Here is a 23,403-nt window from a genome sequence, read left to right on the forward strand (position 1 = left end):
CAATTGCAGAAAAGAAAAGAAACGCTGACCGGGAAACAAAAGGCAGCTGTGCTGCTCATTTCACTGGGCCCGGACGTTTCAGCCGAAGTATATAAGCATTTACGGGAAGAAGAGATTGAAAAGCTGACGCTTGAAATTGCGAACGTCCGGAAGGTAGAAAGCTCAAAAAAAGAAGAAGTGATGAATGAATTTCATCAGATAGCGATTGCCCAGGATTACATTTCCCAGGGAGGCATCGGCTACGCCAAAAGCGTGCTTGAAAAAGCGCTTGGCGAAGAGGAAGCGATGCATATGATCAACCGCCTCACATCATCGCTGCAGGTAAAGCCGTTTGATTTTGCCCGCAAGGCTGAGCCCTCCCAGGTGCTGAACTTCATTCAAAATGAGCACCCGCAGACCATCGCCCTTGTGCTTTCCTACCTGGAACCGGGCCAGGCTGGACAGATATTGTCGGAGCTGCCTGAAACGCAGCAGACTGATGTAGCCCGGCGCATTGCGAAAATGGACCGGACTTCACCGGAGATCGTAAGCGAAGTGGAAGCAGTGCTTGAACAAAAGCTTTCCACATCCGTCACCCAGGATTTCACCGAAGCAGGAGGCATTGAATCTGTCGTGGAGGTGCTGAACGGGGTGGATCGCAGCACAGAAAAGATTATTCTTGAATCCCTGGAACAGGAGGATCCGGAGCTGGCTGAAGAAATCAAAAAGCGGATGTTTGTGTTTGAAGACGTGGTCGCGCTTGATAACCGCTCCATTCAGCGGGTTGTACGTGACGTCAATAATGATGATTTGCAGCTTGCCCTTAAGGTGGCAAGCGAGCAGGTGAAAGAAGTCGTTTTCCAGAACATGTCCCAGCGGATGGCCGAAACGTTCCAGGAGGAAATGGAATTTATGGGGCCGGTACGGCTGCGTGATGTAGAAGAAGCACAGTCGAGAATTGTCGGTATTATACGCAGACTCGAAGAAACGGGGGAAATCGTCATTGCCCGCGGCGGAGGAGATGATGTTATTGTCTAACGTATTTCGCACGCACGTCAGCGCAGAGCATCGAACCATTGCGCCCAGAAAAATCGTGTTTGAAGAAGCGTCTCCACAGGCAGACGAGCATTTTCTCCAGCAGCGTCAGGCCGAACAGTTAAAAGAAGAGGCGGGGCGGCTGCATGAGCGAGCCGAACAGGCCTGGAAGGAAACCCAGGAAAAAATCAGACAGGAAGAAAAAGACGCCGGGGATCGTATTGCTGCATGGGCCGAAGAGGCCAAGCAGCAAGGATATGCCGAAGGTTTTAAGAGCGGGGAGGAGAAAGGCTTCGAAGCGTGGCAGGAACAGATCAGCCACGCCGGACGGATCATAGAATCTGCTGAACAGGCCTTTCATGAACGCCTGAATGAAGCCGAACCGACGGTGATCGATATTGCAGTGCAGGCACTTGAAAAAATGCTCGGCCCGGAGTGGCTTCCGGATGAACACTGGCGGATGCAGCTGTCGACTGCGATTGGGTCTCTGCGTGAGCAGGGAAACATCCGCGTGCTCGTCAGCGCGGAAGATTATGAAGATTTACGAATGTATAAAGAGGAGCTGCAGAGCGCGGCGGGGAGTGACCAGAAGGTGACCATTTATCCCGACGCGCAGATGAAAGATCGGCAGTGCGTGCTCGAAACGGACTTCGGAAAGCTCGACGTCTCCCTTGACACTCAGCTCCAGGAATTAAAAAAACAGCTCCAGGCTGTTGTTAAAGAGGGCATACCGGTATGAGAGCAGAGCATGCAGCGAAACAGGTGAAACAGATGTCTCTGTACCGTTCCTATGGAAGTGTGGAGCGGGTGATTGGATTAATGGTGGAGTCGCGCGGGCCGAAAACAAACGTCGGTGACATCTGCTACATATACGGTGTCGGAAGCGACAGTTCCACGGCCGCTGAAGTAGTTGGTTTCCGGCAGGAATACGTGCTGCTGATGCCGCTGGAGTCGTTAAAAAATATCAGCCCGGGCTGTACGGTCGAAGCCACCGGCAAGCCACTGAAAATCAAGGCAGGAGCAGGGCTGATCGGGCGTGTACTAAATGGCATGGGAGAGCCGATGGATCATCAGGAGCTTCCGGAAGGACTGGTCAGTGTTTCTTCGGAGGCAGCACCACCGGCTCCGCTTGATCGCCCGAGGATTAAAAACATCATGCCGACCGGCGTGAGAGTGATTGACAGCCTCCTCACGATGGGCGAAGGCCAGCGGATAGGCATCTTTGCCGGAAGCGGTGTCGGAAAAAGCACCCTGCTTTCGATGATCACGCGCTACACGGAAGCCGACATTAACGTAATCGCACTTATCGGAGAGCGCGGACGCGAGGTCCGGGATTTTATCGAACGCGACCTCGGAGAAGAGGGGATGGCCAGATCAGTGCTGATTGTAGCGACCTCCGACCAGCCCGCTTCGATGCGAATCCAGGGAGCCTACACGGCCACAGCTATTGCTGAATATTTTCGTTCCAAAGGAAAAAAGGTCAATTTCATGATGGACTCCATCACCCGATTTGCAATGGCACGAAGAGAAATCGGCCTTGCGATTGGCGAGCCTCCTACGACAAAAGGATACCCGCCGTCAGTATTCGCCCTCCTGCCGGGACTGCTCGAGCGGACCGGCACAAGCAACGAAGGCTCGATTACTGCGTTTTATACGGTGCTTGTGGACGGGGACGATATGAATGAGCCGATTGCCGACGCTGTACGCGGGATTCTTGACGGTCACTTTGTGCTCGAACGGTCACTTGCCAATAAAAACCATTTCCCAGCCATCGACGTGCTTCAAAGCGTCAGCCGGGTGATGTCAGAGGTTACGGATAAAGCTCATCAGGAGGCAGCCTCGAAAGTGAAAAGCTGGCTTGCGGCTTACCGGGAAGCAGAAGACCTTATACGAATTGGGGCCTACCGCAAAGGCAGCTCCCCCGAAACCGACGAGGCACTGGAAAAATTACCTGCCGTTGAAGCGCTTATCCAACAGCGGTCGATGGAAGCATCGACCATGGAACAGACGCTGCAAAAGCTGCAAAACGTTATGGAGAAAGGAGCATCCTAATGTCCTACCAATTTTCTTTAGAACAGCTGCTGCAGCTGAGAGACCGCGAAAAAGACCAGAAGGTAAAATCCTACAATGAGGCAGTGGACCAGTTTGAGGAGAAAGCAGGGACCCTCTATGAATTGCTCCGTTCCAAGGAGCACGCAGAAGAAATAAACCGGGAGAAAATGACCCGTGGAGTGACGGTGCGGGAGCTTCGTCAGCAGGAAAAAATGCTGCATATGTATGAACGGGAAGCAGCCGTTCTTGAAGAAGCGGTAAGCAAGGCGCGCTGGATGATGCAGCGTGAAGAAAAAGCGATGCAGGAAGCATGGCGTGAAAACCGGAAGCTTGAGCTGATAAAAGAAAAAGAAGAAGCAAAACATATGGAAAAATTAAAGCGGCATGAGCGTATGGCCATGGATGACACGGCAGTACAAATGTATCTTCAGAAGCAGACGGTGCAGCATTATGGCTGAAAAAGAAAAGAAAAAAGGCAGTTTTTTTCAATGGTTTTTCATGCTGTTTCTTATCCCGCTTGTTTTCGCCATTGTTCTGTCGGTAGCTGTTATGTCCTTTATGGGGATAAATGTTACTCAGCTCGGCCAGGACGTAATGAAGTCGGTCACCGGCAGCGAAGAAAGTGCCGATGACGCCGGAGCTTCCGGTGAAGAACTCGAAGCCAAGGAAGAGGAAATCGTCGAACTGCAGCAGCGGCTGGATGAACGGGAGCAGGAGCTTGAAAGCGTGGAAGAAGAGCTTGAGGAACTGACGCTCGAATCAGAAACAGAAGAGAATAATGAAGAGGAAGAAAACGGCGGGAATACCGGTTCAGCCCAGAAAATTTATGAGGAAATGAAGCCGGCAACTGCGGCAGCAGTGCTCGGGCAGCAGGAAACAGAAGTTATTGTCCAGCATTTGTACACGCTGCAGCCGGAGGAGCAGGCTGCCATACTCGAAGAGATGGATGAAGAGCTTGCTGCTTCCGTTGTCTCGGGGATTGAAGGCCTCGACCTGGAACAGTAAAAGAAAGGAGGCCGCTATGGAGACAGCAATTACCGGTCGGCCGGCGTCACCGGGCCAGGGCGTTATGTCCGTATCCGCCCAGACAGGAGGCAGCCCGTCAGCATTTGCCGCTCTGTTTGCCGGTGCCACCTCAATAACGGGGAAACAGCCGGTTATGGAAAATGGGACGGAACATGCCGGGCCTTCTGCTGAGCAGATAATGGAAGCCATCGAAGCAGAGCCGGAAACAATCAATGCGCTGATGCAACAGCATCCCGAATTTGAGGATGCCGTGATGTTTATCGCTGAGATCGTACGTAACGAACAGGGCGGTGAAGGACCAGCGAAGGAAGAAATGCCCGGAGAAATGCCGGCAGGAGCAAAAAATATTTTCACAAAGATTGCTGTTGTTCTTCATTCTCCGGACGCAGAAACAGTTGCAGGAAAAGATGCTGCTCCAGGGGAGAAAAGGCGGGAGTCCCCAATCAGCGCCATTAAAGATATGGCTGGAAAAGCAGAATTGCCGGTGCTTGAGCAGCTCGCAGCCCGGTTTAACGACCTTGCTCTCCGCGATCAGCAGGCGATACAGGTGGCAGCAGAAAAGCTGGAGGAGGCTGCCGGACCGCTGCTTTCCAAAGCCCTGGAGGGAGAGGGAAAAAAACAGGCAGAAGAAGTATTTACGAGCAGGCTGAAAGAACTGGCTGCGCTTCTTTCAAAGGTTTTATCAGATAAAACAGAAAGTGTCCGTCCGGAAGCCGTTCTAGCAGCATCAGCAGTAGCCGCCGGAGCGCCGGTACAGGAAGACGGTCTCAAGGCAAACCAGGAGAATGGTCAGCTGACAGAGAAGGAAATGTCTCCGCTCGAAAAGGTCAACATTCTGTTTCCGGAAAAAACACCGGAGGTCCGGCAGCTGATTTCCTTTCTGGACCAGCAGGCAGACGCCAAAAGCATCGCCGCGCTGCGGCCACAGTTACTGTCGCATGTGCCAGCTGGATGGGCAAGCCCTGCCCCCGGTAAGGAAGCGGCGGCAGATACCGGCACCCAGATGGTAAAACGAGACCTTCAGCAGTGGCAGAAATACCTCAGTGGACGAGAGCAGCCAGGCACCTGGGTGCCGAAAGCCCTTCAACCGTCCGCTGGAGAAACGCCCGAAAAGCAGCTGACTGCGTTTATCCAAAGTCTTTCGGCTCTGGTGAAAAAGCAGCCGCTGGTGTCTTCAACAGCATGGGCGGATAAGAACGAAGCGTTTACTGAGCAGCTAGAGCAGATTCTGCAGAGTATTCGCGGTGAAGCAGGGAATGCTTCAGCCCCTCCAGTACCAACAGCTGGCGCGGGAGAGCCGAGAGCGCTTCAGCCTAATACGCCGCTCGTGATTCAGCTCCCGCCGGCGTCTGAAGGAAATCAGCGCCAGGCCGAATTTTTAAAGCAGTTTCAGCAGACGCTCGGGACGATGAACACCGCCCAGCTGAAAAACGGGGCTTCCTATACGATTCGTCTCCACCCTGAGCACCTGGGCCGGCTCGATGTGAAGCTCACGAAAATCGAAGGACAATGGACCGCCCAGCTGATTACAACCTCCAAAGGGGCGCAGGAGCTCGTGGAAGGCAGCGTGCATCAGCTGAGACATTCCTTCCTGCAGCAGAATCTGCAGGTTGAACGCATCGAAGTAGCAGAGCACCCGGATTTCTATAAAGAAGAAGAGCAGAAAGAAGAACCTGAGGAACAGCGGGAAGCGGTAAATATGGAGGAAGAGTCTTCAGAAGAGGAAGAACGCTCGTTTGAAGATATTTTACAGCAGCTTTCGGTCAACGAACGAATTTAAAGGAGGTGAATAAACGGTGAGTACGATTACAGATAATATGCAGCTGAACAACGCTTCAAACAGCAAATCGCCCTTTGCCGCTGAAAACAGCAACGGCAACATGGATAAAGATGATTTTTTAAAACTGCTCATCACCCAGCTGCAAAACCAGAACCCGCTTGAGCCGATGAACGACACTGAATACGTGTCGCAGATTGCCAACTTCAGTACGCTCGAGCAGATGAATAACATGAATAAATCGATGGAGCAGTCGACGCAGTTTATGGCGCAGGATGCCCTAATGCAGCTGAGCGGGCTGATCGGTCAGGACGTAACTTGGCAGTCGCTCGTAAACGCCAATACACCTAATGAGGATGTGCAGACGGGCCGGAACGAAATTATGTCGGTGAAAAAAGATACGCAGGGAAACATTATGGTCGAGCTTGACTCCGGCCGCTGGATTGATGGCAGGCAGGTGGTGAACATCGGAGAGGATGAGACGGCTGCAAAGGAAAGCTGATACGAAGGAAGGAACAGCATGGATTATTCAAAGGTGCACAACTATGCCAGAATGCCGGTTCCGTCCAGTACAGCCAACACCCCACGACCGGAAAAGCAGCAGGCTGGTTCATTTGCCTCGCTGCTGCAAAACGAGCTTACAGCTCCTGATGTCAAAATCAGCAAGCACGCTGCCAAACGAATGGAAGAAAGAAATGTCCATATCAAAAGCGCAGACTGGGAGCAGATGCAGGTAAAGCTAGATGAGGCAGCAGAAAAGGGTGTCAAGGAATCTGTCGTGGTGTTCCCGGAAGCGGCACTGGTCGTGAACGCGGAGAGCCGGACCGTTATTACAGCAATGTCAAAGCAGGAAGCGGCAAATCACACGTTTACAAATATTGACGGCGTTATATTCATGTAAAAGGCTTGACCGCAAGGAGGCCTGGGCTCCCGACAGACAGACGGGGCCCGCTTAAACCAAAGGAGGAATACGATGCTACGCTCTATGTATTCAGGAATTGCAGGAATGAAGAACTTTCAGCAGAAATTGGACGTTATCAGCAACAACATCGCAAACGTTAATACCCAGGGGTTCAAAAAAGGACGCCCGACATTTCAGGATATGATGAGCCAGCAGACCGGATCGGCCGCAGCAGCTGAGGGCGGCCGGGGCGGTGTGAACGCAAAACAGGTCGGTCTGGGAAGTGAGATGGGAAGCATTGATACGGTGGACACGCAGGGCAGCCTGCAAAATACCGGGCGCGAGCTGGACCTCGCAATTTCCGGATCCGGCTATTTCCGCCTGCAGAATCCGACAGAAGAGGGAGAAAGCTTTACACGGGCCGGTAACTTCTATCTTGATGATAACGGAGATATGGTGAACGCCGAAGGGTTGTATGTACTGGACACGGATGGAGATGTTATTAACATCGACGAAGAAGCCCGGAGCTTCAGTATCGATGCTGCTGGTAATGTTAATATTGTCAACCAGAATGAAGCTACTGAAACGGTTGCCCAGCTGGGGATAGCCACATTTGCAAATCCGGGTGGACTTGAAAAATCAGGCGGCAACGTTTACCGGGCTTCGTTGAACTCAGGAGCTCCCAACAACCTTGAGCCAGGCCAGGGTGGAGCGGGCGAAGTAGTGGCCGGAGCGCTTGAAATGTCCAACGTTGACCTGTCCGAAGAGTTTACGGAAATGATCACTGCCCAGCGCGGATTCCAGGCGAACACGCGGGGGATTACGACAGCAGATGAAGTGCTGCAGGAACTGCTCAACATCAAGCGGTAACTAATGAATGAAATTGGGGGAGACAGGGGCAGTATGCTGCCCCTCAACTAATAATGATGGAATTGACAAAATTAAACGGACGCCCGTTCGTGCTGAACACTACATTGATTGAGCAGGTCGAAGCAGCGCCGGACACGACGATTACGCTGTTGAATGGCAACAAAATTGTTGTTCGGGAAAGCCTCAGTGAAGTGATGGATCTTGCCGAACGGTTTTACCGGCGGACCTGGATGCCGGCCGGCCGAAAAGGGGAGAACGTCTGAGCTATGTTAAAAAGCAAAGCAGGAAAAATAATGATGATTATGCTTTTGACCCTTGTACTTATTGCCGGTGCGGCTGCTGCTGTGTATCAGTTTCTGGGGTCCTCTGAACAGGCAGAGGGCAGTGAAGAAGAAAAGGCAGAGGAATTAAGCGCTGAAGAGCTGAGGGAGCTCACCTGGGACATGGACGAAATGACCACCAACCTTAAAGGCAACGACCGCTATATTAAAACGATGTTCAGCCTGCAGGCCGATAACGAAAAAGCCCGGGAAGAACTGGAGCAGCGCGACTATCAGATTAACAACATCATTATCCATGAACTGGCCCAGCTCGAACCCGGAGACATCGAAGGCTCGGAAGGGACCACCGAAATGGAAGGACGAATCAGGGAAAAAGTGAATGAGGTTATGACTGAAGGGGAAGTGCAGCGGGTCTATACGACCGAACGCGTCATTCAGTAACCCAGAATCCGCCCGAGAGAAGAGAAAGGGAGGTGAAAACCTCTTGTCAGATGTACTATCCCAGCATGAAATAGATGCCCTTTTGTCCGGATTGTCCACCGGAGAAATGGACGGTGAGCAGTTAAAAAAAGAAGAAAATGAACGCAAGGTCCGTTCCTACGATTTTAAACGCGCCCTGCGCTTTTCCAAAGAACAGATCCGGGGCCTGTCAAGAATTCATGAAAATTTTGCCAGAATTCTTACCACGGCGCTTTCAGGACAGCTGCGATCCTTTGTGGATATCAGCGTAGCCTCTGTGGATCAGGTGCCCTACGACGAATTCATCCGCTCAATTCCTAAAATGACGCTGCTGAATGTGTTTGAAGCGCCGCCGCTTGAAGGACGGATGCTCATGGAGGTCAACCCGCACGTCGGATACGCCATGCTCGACCGGCTGCTCGGCGGCCAGGGCCAGAGCATGAACAAGGTGGAAAAGCTGACGGAAATTGAAACAAAGCTTTTAAGTTCCTTTATGCAGATGATTCTCGAATCCTTCCAGAGTGCCTGGGAATCAGTGCTGAGTATTGAAACCATCGGATCCGAAATTGAAGTGAATCCGCAGTTTCTTCAGATGGTCTCTCCAAACGAAACCGTGGTGGTTATTTCTTTAACCACAACGATTGGAGAAACGTCGGGAATGATTAATCTGTGCCTTCCGCATATGGTGCTTGAAGAGATACTGCCCAAGCTTACTACCCACTACTGGATGCAGACGAAAGTAAAAGAGCGGGACCAGCAGGAAGTGGAGCATCTGAACGAGTGGCTGCTGCAGGGAAATGTTTCCCTGCAGGCAATCCTTGGCACTTCCTCTATCACCATCGAAGAGCTTTTACATATGGAGCGTGGAGACGTTTTAACGCTCAAACAGCACATCCATGACCCGCTCGAGGTGCACGTAGGCAGCAGAAAGAAATTTACGGCTCAGCCGGGGAAAAAGCGCAGCCATATGGCTGTACAGATTCTAGAAAAGATAGAGGAGGGAGAAGAACAGCATGAGTAATGACGATATGCTTTCGCAGGACGAAATTAACGAGCTGCTAAAAAACGTCGGAGCAGACGATGATGACGACAGCGGCGCTTCCTCCGGGGAGACGCCTGCTGAAGAAATTGCTTCTTCCACGGAAGATGAGGAACTCGATCATCTGCTTTCCACCGAAGAAAAGGATACGCTCGGCGAAATTGGCAATATCAGCTTCAGCAGCGCAGCCACCGCCCTGTCGAGCCTGCTGAATCAAAAAGTGAGCATTACTATACCAGGCGTAAAAGCGGTGTCGACCGAAATGGTGGAAAAGTCCTTTCCACGTCCTCACGTAGCGGTAAATGTGGAATACACCGAAGGGTTTGAAGGCACGAATCTGTTTGTGATCAGCATGACGGACGCAAGCATTATCGCCAACCTGATGATGGGTGGCGACGGGCAGGTTGATGAGGCAGCTGATATTGATGAAATGCAGCAAAGCGCGGTCCAGGAAGCGATGAATCAAATGATGGGATCGGCATCCACTTCGATGAGCACCATTTTTAACAAACGGGTGGATATTTCTCCACCGGGCGTCAATATTATGAACCTCGAGGAAGAAGAGTCGGCCCGCTACATTCCCGATGAGGATACGGTCGTACAGATCGCCTTCCGTATCCAGATAGGGGAGCTGATGGACTCCTACATTATGCAGCTCATCCCGCTTGGCTTCGCGAAGAAAATGGTGGAAGAGCTGCTCGGGGCAAGCACCGGAGCTCCGCAGCCCGAACCGAAGCACCAGCCTGCCCCGGAGCCTTCCGGACGGCAGGAAGCCGAGCCGCAGAGAGCCCGAGCACAGGAGCCAAAAGCAGCTCCGACAGTAAGCGGAGCCGCCTTTTCCGAGCTTGAGGAGCCTGCGCACAGATATAATGACGGCGGCGGGAATCTCGATATGCTGATGGATATATCGCTTGATGTAACGGTGGAGCTTGGCAGATCGCGGCAGCCGATCAAAGATATTTTGTCACTGTCCCAGGGCTCAGTGGTCGAGCTTGATAAGCTTGCCGGCGAACCTGTCGATGTACTGGTGAACCAAAAGCCGGTAGCTAAAGGGGAAGTCGTTGTCATCGATGAAAATTTCGGCGTACGCATTACGGAAATTCTCAGTCCGAGAGAACGGGTTGCGCAATTAAAATAACGACAAAACAGGGAGTGGAAAACATGGGATATTCAGTTTTAGTAGTAGACGACGCCGCGTTCATGCGGATGATGATTAAAGATATTCTGGAAAAAAACGGGTTTAACGTAGTAGGGGAAGCAAAGGATGGAAACGAAGCAGTGGAAAAGTTCCAGGAAACGTCGCCGGACCTGGTGACGCTTGATATTACGATGCCTGATAAAGACGGGATTGAAGCACTGAAGGAAATCAAGGCGGCGGATCCGAACGCCAAGGTGATCATGTGTTCAGCCATGGGTCAGCAGTCGATGGTCATCGATGCGATTCAGGCGGGGGCTAAAGATTTCATCGTAAAGCCGTTTCAGGCAGACCGTGTACTTGAAGCAATTAATAAAACGTTAGGCTGATGGCCTGCCGCGGGGGAAGAAAATGAACTGGAAATACGCAGTAATCATAGTTGTAATGATGACGGTAATTATTCTGGCGGGCGCTGATACAGCGCTTGCCAGCACTACTGTCAATGAGTCCCTGAATCCGCAGGAAAACCAGGAGGACCCGGCAGCTGGAAGTGAAGAAGCTCCGGCAGACGATGAGACGGCGCCGGCAGCAATGGATAATGGCAACCTGTGGCTGAACTTTGTAAAGATGATTGGAGCGCTTGCGGTTGTTCTCGGACTGCTGTTCTGGCTGCTGAAATTTATCAACAAAAAAACAAGCAAATACCAATCCACCCGCTCGCTTCAAAGCATTGGCGGTATTGGGCTTGGGCAGAATAAATCGATTCAGGTCGTTAAAATTGGGGATAAAATGCTTGTGGTCGGAGTGGGGGACACGATTTCGCTGCTTCAGGAAATTGAGGATAAAGAAGAACAGGAGCGGATTACCGCCCAGGAACAGAATACATATACAGGTGTCCCGTCCTTGCTGGATAAATGGAAAACACGCGGGAAAACAGAGGAAAAAAGCAGCCAGTCCTTTCAGTCGGTGCTCGAAGAACGTCTGAAAGCAGCACGTGGGGCAAAGCATCCGGAGGCGCCGGATAACCGCACGGAAGTGAAGGAGGAACGGTGATGATTATTAGTGCTCTTCCTGCGCTTGATTTCAGCGGACTGCTCGAGGGCGGCGGAGAAGGAGCGGCGACATCGGTACAGCTTGTGCTGCTGCTCACTGTTTTGTCTCTCGCTCCCGGTATTTTAGTGCTGATGACCTGCTTTACCAGAATCGTGGTCGTGCTGAGCTTTGTGCGGATGGGGCTTGCCACGCAGCAGACACCGCCAAATCAGGTGCTTATCGGCCTTGCCTTATTTTTAACCTTCTTCATCATGGCGCCGACGCTTTCGGAAGTAAACGAGCAGGCGTTCAGTCCTCTGATGGCAGGAGAAATCGACCAAAATGAAGCGCTGACCGAAGCGGTCGGCCCGATGAAGGAATTTATGTCCCGGTACACACGGGAAAAAGATCTGGCGCTGTTTATGGATTATGCAGGCGAAGAGCGTCCGGAGTCGGTCGAAGACATTCCGCTTACATCGCTCGTGCCGGCGTTTGCCATCAGCGAGCTGAAAACAGCTTTCCAGATGGGGTTTCTCATTTTTGTGCCTTTTCTTGTTATTGACATGATTGTGGCAAGCGTACTGATGAGCATGGGGATGATGATGCTTCCGCCTGTCATGATCAGTCTGCCGTTTAAAATTTTACTGTTTGTGCTCGTGGACGGCTGGTATCTGATTGTAGAGTCGCTGCTCCTCAGCTACACCTAGCCGGTATGAAGAAAGGAAGAAATGTATGTCAGCAGAACAGGTAATGCAGATCGCACAACAGGGAATATGGATGGTTTTTTTAATCGCGGGGCCGCTGCTTGTTATTGCGCTCGTACTCGGCTTTGGTGTCGCCATATTTCAGGCGACCACCCAGATCCAGGAGCAGACGCTCGCGTTTATACCAAAGATTCTTGGCGTTTTGGCCGCCATGCTCGTGCTCGGCCCGTGGATGCTGACGCAGCTGGTGGAGTACACGAGAAACCTGTGGTATCACGCGCAGCAGTTCATCGGATGAACAGACGATGGAAGCAATAATAGAGCAGCTCCCGGCTTTTTCCCTGGTGCTTGTGCGAGTGCTCGCTTTCTTTACGACGATGCCTCTTTTCTCTTATCGGACTATTCCGAATCAATTTAAAGTAGGTTTGGCATTTTTTCTTGCCCTGGCTATTTTCCCGGCACTGGATGCCCCGCTGATGACGGTGGACGGCGAGTACATCCTTCTTCTGCTAAAGGAGGTTATGCTCGGCCTTGCTATTGGGCTTATCGCAACGATTATGCTGTATGCAGTGCAGACAGCCGGGATGTTTCTCGATATCTCCCTCGGCTTTTTGATGGCGAATGTGGTGGATCCGCAGACGGGCGCGCAGAGCCCACTGTTTGGCGGCTACTTTTACGCTTTTGCGCTGTTAATGCTTTTGGCGGTGAACGGACATCATCTGCTGCTTGACGGCATTTACTACAGCTACAGCTTTGTGCCCATCGACCAGACGGGACTTGCGTTCGGTGATGAAGCGGTCGTCACGCACGTGGCCGAAGCGTTTAACCAGATGTTTATTCTTGCTTTTCAGCTGGCATTTCCGATTGTCGGTTCGCTCTTTCTCGTTGATCTTGCTTTAGGAATTATGGCGCGGGCGGTTCCGCAGATGAACGTGTTCGTCGTCGGACTGCCGCTGAAAATTGTGGCGGGACTGCCGCTGCTTGTGGTGGCAATCCCTGGGATGTTTCTGGCGATCCAGTACTTGTATGAAGATATGTTTCACGTCTCGCGCGGACTGCTTGAGCTTTTAGGGGAGGGACAGGAATGAAGTGGACACTTGATCTGCAGTTTTTTTCACAGGAAAAAACGGAGGAGGCCACTCCTAAAAAGCGCAGGGACACGAGGCAGAAGGGCCAGGTTCCGAAAAGCAATGATGTGAATACGGCGGTCATCCTGTTTTTAGTATTTGCGCTCTTCTACATGTACGGAGGCACCATTTTCAATCACTTACAAGCGTTAATGACACATACATACATAGAATACATGCAGTGGGAAATTACAAAAGCCAGCGTGCCGGCGATGCTTCAGGAAATTACGATCCAGTCCGTAATCATTATTCTGCCGGTGATGCTCGTGGCCATGGTGGCGGGTGTTGCCGCATCGCTCACGCAGGTAGGATTTTTGTTTACAGGCGAGCCGATCAAAATGAAGCTGGAAAAGATTAACCCGCTCAGCGGCATCAAGCGGATCTTTTCGGCCCGGGCGCTCGTGGAGCTCGCCAAGGCACTTTTGAAAATTACGCTCGTCGGCGGTGTCGTTTTTGCGATTCTCTGGCTGGCGCTCGACCGGCTGTTGTTTTTATCGCAAAAGGACGTTGGGGACGGCTTTATGGAAATTGCCCGTCTGACCGGGCTCATGGGACTGATTGGGAGCCTGCTGCTGCTCGTGCTTTCACTGCCGGACTATATTTATCAAAAGCATGACCACGAAAAGCAGATCCGCATGTCCAAGCACGACGTAAAGCAGGAAATGAAAAACATGGAGGGCGATCCGCTCATCCGCGGTAAACGAAAGCAGAAGCAGCAGGAAATGGCGATGGGGCGGATGATGGAGGAAGTGCCCAAAGCAGACGTTGTTATTACGAACCCGACGCACTTTGCAGTGGCACTCCGCTATCAAGAAGGCGCGATGGGTGCGCCGAAGGTAATTGCCAAAGGGGCCGACCATCTGGCCCGGAAAATCAAAGAAAAAGCAGGCGAACATTCGATCCCGATGGTGGAAAACAAGCCGCTCGCCCGTGCGCTGTACGCCCAGTCCGAAATTGATGATGAAATACCTGAAGATTTATTCAAAGCCGTGGCCGAGGTGCTTGCCTACGTGTACCGCATCAAAAGGAAAAACGGCTAGAAAAGGAGCAACGTTATGGGATTTAGAGAACTATCAGTGCTGCTCGGCGTTATATTGATTGTTATTATGCTGATCATCCCGCTGCCGACATTTATTTTAGACATCTTAATCATGGCCAATATTTCCCTGGCGCTTCTGGTTATTCTCGTGGCGATGAATACGAAGGAGCCGCTCGAATTCAGCATCTTTCCTACACTGCTTCTGCTTGTGACGCTGTTCCGGCTCGGGCTGAACGTTTCAACAACCCGTTCCATTTTAAGCAATGCTGAAGCAGGCAACGTCATCGAAACGTTCGGAAGCTTTGTGGTGCAGGGGAGCGCCTTTGTCGGCCTGGTGGTTTTCGTGATTCTTGTTGTCATTCAATTTGTCGTTATCGTTAAAGGGGCAGAACGGGTGTCGGAGGTTGGAGCCCGCTTTACCCTCGACGCGATGCCGGGAAAACAAATGAGCATCGATGCCGACCTGAATGCGGGAGTTATTTCCGAACAGCAGGCCAAAGCCCGCCGGGAGAAAATCGAACAGGAAGCGGACTTTTACGGTTCGATGGACGGGGCGAGCAAGTTTGTAAAAGGGGATGCCATCGCAGGGATTGTTATTGTCATTATTAACGTTATTTTTGGCCTTGTGATCGGCATGACCGAGCACGGCATGGATATCGGCACCGCTGCGAACACCTTTACGCTCCTCACCGTCGGCGACGGCCTGGTCAGTCAGATACCTGCGCTGCTTATTTCAACAGCAACGGGTATTGTCGTGACACGGGCGGCGTCCGAAGGTAACCTCGGCCACGATATTACAAAGCAGCTGTTTGCCTTTCCACCAATGCTGTTTGTGGCAGCGGGCGCCATCTTTTTACTTGGTGTGTTCACGCCAATCAACTTCTTTTTGACCACCTGTATTGCCGGTGCGATGGCTGCTATCGGCTTTACCATCAGGCAGACAGTGCTTCAGGAGGAGCAGGCAGCGGTGCATGAAACCGAAGAAGCGCAGGAGGAGGATCTGCGTTCACAGGACAGCGTGATGCAGCTGCTGGATGTGGATCCGATCGAGTTTGAATTTGGCTATAACCTCATTCCTCTTGCGGATGCGAAACAGGGAGGCGACCTGCTTGACCGGGTCGTGATGATCCGTCGCCAGCTGGCGCTTGAGCTCGGGATGGTCGTGCCGGTGATACGGATTCGTGACAACATCCAGCTGCAGCCGGGAGAGTACGTCGTGCGCATGCGGGGCAGCGAAATCGCCCGGGGCGAGCTGTACATGGACCATTATATGGCGATGGGCACCGGGGCTGAAGAGCCGATTGACGGCATCGAAACGACAGAGCCGGCATTCGGGCTTCCTGCCCTCTGGATTCCGGAAGAAGAGCGCGATATTGCTGAGGACTCTGGCTACACGGTGGTGGATCCGCCGTCGGTCGTAAGCACGCATTTAACCGAAGTCATTAAAACGCACGCCCATGAGCTGCTCGGTCGCGAGGAGACAAAGCAGCTGATCGATCATCTGAAGGAAACGTATCCGACGCTGGTCGAAGAAGTAACTCCTTCAACGCTTACGATTGGGGATGTGCAGAAGGTACTGGCCAAGCTGCTCCGGGAAGGGGTATCCATCCGGAATATGCCGACTATTTTTGAAGCGCTGGCGGAATACGGCACGATGACCAGGGACATGGAGATTGTGACAGAGTATGTACGGCAGGCACTGTCGAGACAGATATCGAAGCAGTATGCGGACGGAGAAGAGCTGCTGCAGGTCGTTACACTCAGCGGCGGCATTGAAAAGAAAATTGCCGATGCCCTGCAGCAGACCGAAAGCGGTAATTATCTGGCGATGGATCCAAACGAGTCCCAGCGGGTGGTTCAGCGTATCGGTGCAGAGGCCGAGCAGCTGATGAACATCGGGAAAACACCGGTTATTCTCTGTTCTCCAGCTGTGCGCATGCATGTACGTCAGCTGATTGAGCGGTTTTTTCCCCAGATGCCGGTATTATCCTATAACGAACTGGAGCCTTCCATAGAAATCCAAAGCGTCGGGGTGGTGAATAATGAATGAGAATGAAAAAAATTACAGCGGATTCGATGCCGGAAGCGGTAGCGAAAGTACGGAAGGACTTTGGGGATGAAGCGGTTATTCTGCATTCAAGGCCGGTGAAAGTCAGAAGATGGTTTGGGCTTAAGTCCGTGAACAAGCTCGAAGTTTACGCAGGTATCGATGACGCCCCGCCCCGCAAAAAAGAGCGTACGCCTCCGGCAGAAGCCGTAAAGCCGGCCGCGCTGAAAGAGGCTAAGGCTGTTAAGGCGCCAGAAAAAACGCCGGGAGTGCTTCCTGCTTCAGCGCCGGCTCCTTTTCAGACCGTATCCGCTGCCTTGAAGGCACAGGAGGTAAACGAACGGGTGGAGGAAGAGCTGATGAACCGGTTTATGGAGAAATGGTACGCAGAAAAGGCCAGCCGGCCAAAAGCAGCCGTACTCGAAGCCTGCATAGAAGAGTGGCTGGAGGACCGGCATCCCCGCGTTGAAGCAAAGCCGTCCCGGATGATTCAGCTGGTCGGCCAGACCGGCGTCGGAAAAACGACGACGCTTGCCAAGCTCGGCGCCCGGGAAATGCTCCGCAGAAAAAAGTCCATTGCCTTTTTTACGACAGACACCTTCCGCATGGGAGCAGTCGAACAGCTGAATACGTACGCCTCCATCATGGAAGCGCCGGTTCATGTTATTTACGACCAGGCAGATTACAGGGAGGCAGTGGCCCAGTCCGGAGAGCATGATTATGTGCTCATTGATTCAGCAGGAAGAAATTTTCTGCATGAACAGACGGTGGAAGACGCGCAGCGGCTGCTGCCGGCGGGAGAGCCGATTAAAACCGTGCTCGTGCTGTCTCTGACGGCTAAATATAAAGACATGAAGGAAGTCGCTGAAAAATTTCTTCCCTATATATCAAACGAAGTTATTATCACGAAAACAGATGAAACCACGTCATTTGGAGCGCTTCTGAATATTATTGATGAATTCTCGCTCCGGGTGGCATTTGTCACTACGGGCCAGGAAGTGCCGGAGGACATTGAGCCCGCGGACAACAAATGGCTCGCAGCAAAAATAGCAGGGGGGACACTCGGTGAAAAATGATCAGGCTGAAAGCCTGCGCGCTCAGATGCAGAAACGGGGTCGCAGGCAGACGAGAGTGTTGTCGGTAGTAAGCGGAAAAGGGGGCGTCGGCAAATCTAATGTCTCCCTGAACGTGGCCATTTCCCTGGCAGAAGCTGGTGCAGAGGTGCTGTTGATTGATATGGACACCGGCATGGCCAACCTTGATATTCTGCTCGGGTATACGCCCCTTCTGCCGTTTCAGGAGATGTTCACGGAAAATAAAAGTATTTTTGAATTGATTCAGTCCGGCCCTTCCGGTGTGCAATGGATTGCGGGAGGTTCGGGCCTTTCCGGTGTCTTTCATATGGAGGAGGAGCATAAGCAGCGGTTTTACGAACAGCTGCAGCTGCTTGAAGGCGAATTTGATTTTATTATTTTTGATATGGGGGCAGGGCTGAACGAAAACCATATGCACCTGATTACGACGACCGAACGCGGAATTCTTGTAACAACCCCTGAGCCGACGGCGCTCATGGATGGTTACGCCATGATGAAATACATCCGCTCCCACAAAAGCGATTTTCCATTTGCGGCGGTTATTAACCGGGTGGAGCAGAAAAAAGACGGCCGGGCAGCCGCACAGAAATTAATAACTGTGAGTGAACGTTTTCTCAGCATGCAGCTTGTCATGCTGCCCATGGTGCCAGATGATCCTAAAGTAAGCAGGGCAGTCATGGAGCAGACACCGCTTGTGATAGCGTATCCTGACAGCCGTGCGGCCCAGAGCATGAAGCAGATTGCAGCAGGGCTGTGGAAGAAGGAACAGTCTGCAAAAACGGACGGTGCGCCGTTTCGGCATTTTATTACAGGGATGAAGCAGCGGTTGTTCGCTTCTGCCCGCACGTAGAACGGAGTCTGAGTATATGAACATTCAATCCCCCGGGAAACCGGGACGCTGGGATCTGTTGGTGATCGGAACGTCCACAGGCGGTCCCGCAGCTTTGCATGAGCTTTTCCGTTCGATGCCCGAAACGGTCGAACTTCCGATTCTGATTGTGCAGCATATGCCGCCCGGGTTCACAAGGTCGCTTGCCGACAGGCTGAACCGCGACTACAGCTGGAGTGTAAAAGAAGCCGGGGACGGAGGAGCACTGCAGAAAGGAACAGTTTATATTGCTCCCGGAGGCCGGCAGCTTGAAGTCCGGCGAAAAGGAGGCCGGCTGGTAACAGCAGTTAGTGAAAGCAAAATGGGCGACCGTTACCATCCGTCGGTGGATATTCTGCTTGCTTCTCTTGCCGAATTAGGAGGTCTGCGTGTACTCGCTGTTATTTTAACCGGGATGGGTAATGATGGTACATACGGATTAAAAAAGCTAAAAGCGGCGACGGAACTTTATGCAGTCGCCGAATCAGAAGAAACAGCTGTTGTCTACGGGATGCCCCGGGCAGCGCTGCAGGCTGGCGTCATCGATGAAATCCTCCCACTTCATGCGATTGGAGAGCGGATCGGGCGGCTGGTACAAACTACTGCATATGAAGGAGAGGTGAAATGATGGGCGCACGGGACGTAGAGCTCGATATATTAAAGGAAATCGGAACCATAGGGGGCGGCAATGCTGCTACGGCACTGTCCTCCCTCCTGAAAACGCCGGTCCAGATCAGTGTGCCTTCGGTGCAGATGGTACCGTTTCCGGAGCTGCTTGAAGCAGCGGGCGGGGAAGAAAAGGTAGCGGCGGTTACGTTTCTCCGCATCGCGGGCCACGTCAGCGGCAGCATATTTTTTGTGCTCGAGCCGGAGGAGATGCAGGCAGTGGGAAGGTCGCTTGTCCAAAGCTGGAATCTGCCGTACACGCCGGAAAATGAGCAGGAGCTGCTTGAGTCGGCAGTGTGCGAATTAACAAATATTCTGGCAGGCTCTTATTTATCGGCACTCTCCGATTTCACCGGCCTTTATATGATGCCGACGGTTCCTTCGTCAGCGGTGGATATGATTGGAGCGCTTTTGAGCGAGGGGCTTATCGAAGCAGGCCTTGAAGGGGACGAAGCGATCATGATCGATACGAACATGACAAAAGGAGAGAATCACTCGCAGATGGCCGGCCGGTTTTTTATGATCCCGGACGCCCACTCGCTTCCGAAAATTTTTGCCTCTCTCGGAGTACAGGAGGGCGGGGAATGAAAAACACGGAAATTAAACAAGCGAAGATAAAAGTGGCAATGGCTGATATGCAGTGGGGCGGGGGCGGCGATACTCTCACTACGAGCGGACTTGGTTCCTGTGTAGGTATAGTCATTTATTCGCTCCGCCACCAGTATGCCTGCCTGATCCATGCGATGCTTCCGTCATCCTCCATGGCAAGAGAAGGCCAGCATATTAACGAAGCGAAGTACACCGATGCGGCTTTACAAAAAGCATTTGCCGGCTTCGAAGGACGGCGTATTCCAATTGCTTCGCTCGAAGCAAAGCTTGCCGGGGGAGCAAGAATGTTTCAGTTTCAGACCGATCACCTGCATATTGGAAAACGAAATGTCGAAGCAGCAAAAGAAATGCTTGCCGGACGGTCTGTGCCGCTTAAAGCAGAGGAAACAGGCGGTCACATTGGCAGAACGATAGAGTTTGACGTGGCCACAGGAGTTCTCCGGATCAAGCCGACCGGAGGAGAACCAATAATAATATGAACAGGGGGAAATTACATGAGTAGATCGACAGCACATGCTCATCAGGAGATTTGGGAGAAATGGCTGGATAATTATGACGACACGGCGGCCGACCAACTAGTCGACATTTATATGCCCCTTGTTCATTATCACGTTCAGCGCATCGCAGCGACGCTTCCGAAAAATGTGAACCGGGAGGATCTTGTGAGTCACGGGCTGATGGGCCTGTATGATGCGATGAAAAAATTCGACCTGTCCAGGGATTTGAAATTTGATACATACGCCTCGTTCCGGATCCGTGGAGCGATTATTGACGGTCTCCGGCAGGAAGACTGGATGCCGCGTTCTCTACGGGAAAAAACGAAGAAAATTGAGGAAACAGCTGAATGGCTCGAACAGAAAAAGGGACGCTTTGTCTCGGACCGGGAGATTGGCGAAGAGCTGGATATGAAGTCCTCGGAAGTATCGAAGGTGATTGCCGAAAACTATTTCGTGCATATGCTTTCCATGGATGAGGCGACGCCGGACGGCGAGCGTGATGAAACGTACCGCGGGGCCATCGTGGATCACAACGCCCCGTCCCCGGAGGAAATGCTTACGGATCAGGCCTCCCTGCACGAGCTCGGCGAAGCAATAGCGAATCTGCCGGAAAAGGAGCAGAAGGTCGTTTCTCTTTTTTACCTGGAGGAAATGACGTTAACCGAAATCGGTCATATTTTGTCCCTGTCCACGTCAAGAATTTCACAAATCCATTCCAAAGCACTCTTCCGGCTGCGCCAGTATTTGAAACAGACGGAGGAAAGAACGTAAGAAAGGAGAAGGCCCATGTCTCTAATATTCAGTCTGCTCGCCCTGATGGCCGCCGGCGCTTTATGGATAAAGCACCAATTCATCGTGCGTGAGCTGCAGGCGGTAAAAAATGATAAGAAGGAAATCGAGCAGCTTTTAATCTATTACACCGACGAAATGAAACGCGACAATGAACGTCTCCGCGCCGAGTGGGAGGGCGGGGAGCTTCCAGCGGAAGAAATTGAAACAGCTGAACCGGTGCCGGAGATGGATGAAGCAGCGCCGAAGGAATCGATGATGAACCGTGTTATAATGTTATACAAAGACGGATGGAAGGAAAAGGATATCGCAAAGACACTGTCGATCGGTCAGCGGGAGGTTCATCTGTTTTTGCAGATGCAGGAAAAATAAGCTTTAACATTGCGTCCTGCAGACACGTATGGTATATTACGTGTTGGTGTTAAAAACACACGCAACAGCTGATTTGTGCAGAGGTGCTTTCCGCATGGAAAGTTTTGCACAGACATGACGCTTGCGGTGGAAAAAACCTAAGGAGGAATTATTTTATGGCTGTTATTTCTATGAAACAGTTGCTTGAAGCAGGGGTGCACTTCGGTCACCAGACTCGTCGCTGGAACCCTAAAATGAGCCGTTATATTTTCACGGAGCGTAATGGTATTTATATCATTGACCTTCAAAAAACGGTACGTAAAGTGGAAGAAGCGTACAAATATGTACGCAGCATTGCAGAAGACGGAGGCAAAATCCTTTTCGTCGGAACGAAAAAACAGGCGCAGGACTCTGTTCGCGATGAAGCGATCCGTTCGAACATGTACTACATTAACCAGCGTTGGTTAGGCGGTACGTTAACGAACTTCGCAACGATCCGTAAACGGATTGCCCGCTTGAAAGACCTTGAAAAAATGGAAGAAGACGGTACCTTTGACATTCTTCCGAAAAAAGAAGTTATGCTGTTAAATAAAGAAAAAGACCGTCTCGAAAAAGTACTTGGCGGCATTAAAGATATGAACAAGCTTCCGGATGCCCTGTTTATTATCGATCCGCGCAAAGAGCGCATCGCGGTGGCAGAAGCTCACAAATTGAACATTCCAATCATCTCGATCGTGGACACTAACTGTGATCCGGACGAGATCGACAAGCTGATCCCGGGTAACGACGACGCTATCCGTGCCGTTCGTCTCCTTACAGGAAAAATGGCCGATGCTGTTATCGAAGCAACCCAGGGCGCAGAAGAAAAAGCCCGTGAGCAGGCAGCTGCCCAGGAAAAAGAACAGGAAGCAGCCGCAGCGGAAGAAGAAGGAAACACAGAAGAAGAGAGCGTTTCAAACCAGTAAGCTCTCTGCATAAATATAACGGGCCCAGGCCTGACGCGAAGGGTGGTAAAAGGGAAAAACCCTTTATCACCCTTTTTCTTGAAAAATAGCGCTTAAGCGTTTATGCATGGAAAAATCGAAGGAGGAATTTAAATGGCTGTAACAGCAAGCATGGTAAAAGAACTGCGTGAAAAAACAGGTGCAGGTATGATGGACTGCAAAAAAGCACTCAACGAAACAGACGGTAACATGGAAGAAGCGGTCAACTACCTGCGGGAAAAAGGTATTTCCAAAGCAGCGAAAAAATCTGACCGTGTAGCAGCAGAAGGCCTTACGTACGCAACGTATGAAGGAAACAAAGCAGTGATTGTGGAAGTAAACGCTGAAACAGATTTCGTTGCGAAAAACGAATTGTTTAAGCAGCTCGTCGCGGACGTTTCCACGTACCTTCTGAATGAACAGCCGGCTGACGTTGACGCGGCACTCGCAGGTGAAATCGAAAGCGGAGTAACGCTTGAGCGTTATATTAACGACCAGATCGCACGTATCGGGGAGAAAATTTCCCTTCGCCGTTTTCTGCTTGCAGAGAAAAACGACGGTGACGCATTCGGCGCTTATCTTCACATGGGCGGACGCATCGGCGTGCTGACGGTTCTTGAAAACACAGAAGACAGCGATCTCGCCAAAGACGTTGCGATGCATGTAGCGGCTATCAGTCCGAAATACGTTTCCCGCGAAGATGTTCCGAAGGAAGAAGCGGACAGTGAGCGTGAACTGTTGAAGCAGCAGGCGCTGAACGAAGGCAAGCCGGAAAACATCGTTGAAAAAATGGTGGAAGGCCGTATTGGCAAGTACTTTGAACAAATCTGCCTGCTCGATCAGGAATTTGTAAAGGATACTGACCAAAAAGTAGGCGACTACCTGAAAAGCAAGGGCGCTTCCGTTCGCACATTTGTCCGCTATGAAGTAGGCGAAGGCATGGAAAAACGCGACGAAAACTTTGCAGACGAAGTAATGAACCAGGTGAAGAAATAAATCGGCAGTATGGGAGAGTCCATATCGAATCCTCTAGGGTCCGTAGG

29 protein-coding genes are annotated in these 23,403 nt (G+C 51.7%); all 29 read left to right on the forward strand.

The features are described from left to right. The first annotated feature begins 3 nt into the window (after positions 1–3). The 29 genes from fliG to tsf all read left to right on the forward strand — a co-directional run bounded on the left by fliG (position 4) and on the right by tsf (position 23,356). The gene (gene fliG, locus ACTRXF_RS01100; protein ID WP_474260491.1) at positions 4–1,017 is read left to right on the forward strand and encodes a flagellar motor switch protein FliG; all 1,014 of its coding nucleotides are present in this window, start codon (positions 4–6) and stop codon (positions 1,015–1,017) included. Beyond that, positions 1,010–1,753, forward strand: a complete 744-nt coding sequence (gene fliH / locus ACTRXF_RS01105; RefSeq protein ID WP_474260493.1) for a flagellar assembly protein FliH — start codon at positions 1,010–1,012, stop codon at positions 1,751–1,753. Before fliG ends, fliH begins: the two co-directional genes overlap by 8 nt. After that, the gene (gene fliI, locus ACTRXF_RS01110) at positions 1,750–3,066 is read left to right on the forward strand and encodes a flagellar protein export ATPase FliI (protein WP_474277341.1); all 1,317 of its coding nucleotides are present in this window, start codon (positions 1,750–1,752) and stop codon (positions 3,064–3,066) included. The genes fliH and fliI overlap by 4 nt, the downstream gene beginning before the upstream one ends. Next, the gene (gene fliJ, locus ACTRXF_RS01115; RefSeq protein WP_474277344.1) at positions 3,066–3,524 is read left to right on the forward strand and encodes a flagellar export protein FliJ; all 459 of its coding nucleotides are present in this window, start codon (positions 3,066–3,068) and stop codon (positions 3,522–3,524) included. The genes fliI and fliJ overlap by 1 nt, the downstream gene beginning before the upstream one ends. Beyond that, positions 3,517–4,071, forward strand: a complete 555-nt coding sequence (locus ACTRXF_RS01120; RefSeq protein WP_474260499.1) for a MotE family protein — start codon at positions 3,517–3,519, stop codon at positions 4,069–4,071. The genes fliJ and ACTRXF_RS01120 overlap by 8 nt, the downstream gene beginning before the upstream one ends. 16 nt (positions 4,072–4,087) lie before the next feature. Further along, a complete protein-coding gene (locus ACTRXF_RS01125; RefSeq protein ID WP_474277347.1) occupies positions 4,088–5,872 on the forward strand; it encodes a flagellar hook-length control protein FliK in 1,785 nt (594 codons plus the stop codon). Between the two features lie 16 nt (positions 5,873–5,888). Then, entirely contained in the window at positions 5,889–6,371 is a 483-nt protein-coding gene (locus ACTRXF_RS01130) for a flagellar hook capping FlgD N-terminal domain-containing protein (RefSeq protein ID WP_474277350.1), read from the forward strand. Positions 6,372–6,389: 18 nt separating this feature from the next. Beyond that, positions 6,390–6,770: a TIGR02530 family flagellar biosynthesis protein gene (locus ACTRXF_RS01135; RefSeq protein WP_474277354.1), complete on the forward strand. Its 381-nt coding sequence runs from the start codon at positions 6,390–6,392 to the stop codon at positions 6,768–6,770. Between the two features lie 72 nt (positions 6,771–6,842). Beyond that, on the forward strand, positions 6,843–7,640 hold the full coding sequence (gene flgG / locus ACTRXF_RS01140; RefSeq protein WP_474277357.1) for a flagellar basal body rod protein FlgG: 798 nt from the start codon (positions 6,843–6,845) through the stop codon (positions 7,638–7,640). A gap of 53 nt (positions 7,641–7,693) precedes the next feature. Further along, entirely contained in the window at positions 7,694–7,903 is a 210-nt protein-coding gene (locus ACTRXF_RS01145) for a flagellar FlbD family protein (RefSeq protein WP_474260507.1), read from the forward strand. 30 nt (positions 7,904–7,933) lie between these two features. Continuing rightward, positions 7,934–8,362 carry a flagellar basal body-associated FliL family protein gene (locus tag ACTRXF_RS01150; RefSeq protein ID WP_474260509.1) on the forward strand — a complete coding sequence of 143 codons (429 nt, stop codon included), beginning with the start codon at positions 7,934–7,936 and terminating at the stop codon, positions 8,360–8,362. Between the two features lie 43 nt (positions 8,363–8,405). Beyond that, positions 8,406–9,401 carry a flagellar motor switch protein FliM gene (fliM, locus tag ACTRXF_RS01155; RefSeq protein ID WP_474260511.1) on the forward strand — a complete coding sequence of 332 codons (996 nt, stop codon included), beginning with the start codon at positions 8,406–8,408 and terminating at the stop codon, positions 9,399–9,401. Continuing rightward, a complete protein-coding gene (fliY, locus tag ACTRXF_RS01160; RefSeq protein WP_474277360.1) occupies positions 9,394–10,557 on the forward strand; it encodes a flagellar motor switch phosphatase FliY in 1,164 nt (387 codons plus the stop codon). The genes fliM and fliY overlap by 8 nt, the downstream gene beginning before the upstream one ends. A gap of 23 nt (positions 10,558–10,580) precedes the next feature. Next, positions 10,581–10,943 carry a response regulator gene (locus tag ACTRXF_RS01165; protein ID WP_322524678.1) on the forward strand — a complete coding sequence of 121 codons (363 nt, stop codon included), beginning with the start codon at positions 10,581–10,583 and terminating at the stop codon, positions 10,941–10,943. 22 nt (positions 10,944–10,965) lie between these two features. Further along, complete coding sequence (locus ACTRXF_RS01170; RefSeq protein ID WP_474260515.1) at positions 10,966–11,607, forward strand: flagellar biosynthetic protein FliO; 642 nt, start codon at positions 10,966–10,968, stop codon at positions 11,605–11,607. Continuing rightward, positions 11,607–12,293: a flagellar type III secretion system pore protein FliP gene (gene fliP, locus ACTRXF_RS01175; RefSeq protein WP_022792783.1), complete on the forward strand. Its 687-nt coding sequence runs from the start codon at positions 11,607–11,609 to the stop codon at positions 12,291–12,293. Before ACTRXF_RS01170 ends, fliP begins: the two co-directional genes overlap by 1 nt. 25 nt (positions 12,294–12,318) lie before the next feature. Next, positions 12,319–12,588, forward strand: coding sequence for a flagellar biosynthesis protein FliQ (fliQ, locus tag ACTRXF_RS01180; protein ID WP_022792784.1), 270 nt, complete (start codon positions 12,319–12,321; stop codon positions 12,586–12,588). Positions 12,589–12,595: 7 nt separating this feature from the next. Beyond that, the gene (gene fliR, locus ACTRXF_RS01185; RefSeq protein ID WP_474260517.1) at positions 12,596–13,378 is read left to right on the forward strand and encodes a flagellar biosynthetic protein FliR; all 783 of its coding nucleotides are present in this window, start codon (positions 12,596–12,598) and stop codon (positions 13,376–13,378) included. Continuing rightward, positions 13,375–14,457, forward strand: a complete 1,083-nt coding sequence (gene flhB, locus ACTRXF_RS01190; protein ID WP_474277363.1) for a flagellar biosynthesis protein FlhB — start codon at positions 13,375–13,377, stop codon at positions 14,455–14,457. Before fliR ends, flhB begins: the two co-directional genes overlap by 4 nt. Positions 14,458–14,472: 15 nt before the next feature. Next, positions 14,473–16,506, forward strand: a complete 2,034-nt coding sequence (gene flhA / locus ACTRXF_RS01195) for a flagellar biosynthesis protein FlhA (RefSeq protein ID WP_474277366.1) — start codon at positions 14,473–14,475, stop codon at positions 16,504–16,506. Next, complete coding sequence (locus ACTRXF_RS01200; protein WP_474277369.1) at positions 16,503–17,579, forward strand: flagellar biosynthesis protein FlhF; 1,077 nt, start codon at positions 16,503–16,505, stop codon at positions 17,577–17,579. Before flhA ends, ACTRXF_RS01200 begins: the two co-directional genes overlap by 4 nt. Next, positions 17,569–18,447, forward strand: coding sequence for a MinD/ParA family protein (locus ACTRXF_RS01205; protein WP_474277372.1), 879 nt, complete (start codon positions 17,569–17,571; stop codon positions 18,445–18,447). The genes ACTRXF_RS01200 and ACTRXF_RS01205 overlap by 11 nt, the downstream gene beginning before the upstream one ends. A 16-nt stretch (positions 18,448–18,463) precedes the next feature. Continuing rightward, positions 18,464–19,093, forward strand: a complete 630-nt coding sequence (locus ACTRXF_RS01210; protein WP_474277375.1) for a CheB methylesterase domain-containing protein — start codon at positions 18,464–18,466, stop codon at positions 19,091–19,093. Continuing rightward, positions 19,090–19,719 carry a chemotaxis protein CheC gene (locus ACTRXF_RS01215; protein WP_474260529.1) on the forward strand — a complete coding sequence of 210 codons (630 nt, stop codon included), beginning with the start codon at positions 19,090–19,092 and terminating at the stop codon, positions 19,717–19,719. Before ACTRXF_RS01210 ends, ACTRXF_RS01215 begins: the two co-directional genes overlap by 4 nt. Then, on the forward strand, positions 19,716–20,219 hold the full coding sequence (locus ACTRXF_RS01220; RefSeq protein WP_474260531.1) for a chemotaxis protein CheD: 504 nt from the start codon (positions 19,716–19,718) through the stop codon (positions 20,217–20,219). The genes ACTRXF_RS01215 and ACTRXF_RS01220 overlap by 4 nt, the downstream gene beginning before the upstream one ends. A gap of 15 nt (positions 20,220–20,234) precedes the next feature. Continuing rightward, positions 20,235–21,008, forward strand: coding sequence for a FliA/WhiG family RNA polymerase sigma factor (locus ACTRXF_RS01225; RefSeq protein ID WP_474260533.1), 774 nt, complete (start codon positions 20,235–20,237; stop codon positions 21,006–21,008). Between the two features lie 15 nt (positions 21,009–21,023). After that, entirely contained in the window at positions 21,024–21,398 is a 375-nt protein-coding gene (locus ACTRXF_RS01230; RefSeq protein ID WP_474277378.1) for a DUF6115 domain-containing protein, read from the forward strand. Positions 21,399–21,553: 155 nt separating this feature from the next. After that, complete coding sequence (rpsB, locus tag ACTRXF_RS01235) at positions 21,554–22,342, forward strand: 30S ribosomal protein S2 (RefSeq protein ID WP_091610308.1); 789 nt, start codon at positions 21,554–21,556, stop codon at positions 22,340–22,342. A 132-nt stretch (positions 22,343–22,474) separates the two neighbouring features. Further along, the gene (tsf, locus tag ACTRXF_RS01240; protein WP_462865356.1) at positions 22,475–23,356 is read left to right on the forward strand and encodes a translation elongation factor Ts; all 882 of its coding nucleotides are present in this window, start codon (positions 22,475–22,477) and stop codon (positions 23,354–23,356) included. Positions 23,357–23,403: the final 47 nt, after the last annotated feature.

The sequence above is a fragment of the Marinococcus sp. LNHM3E3-2.2 genome, from assembly GCF_056034385.1.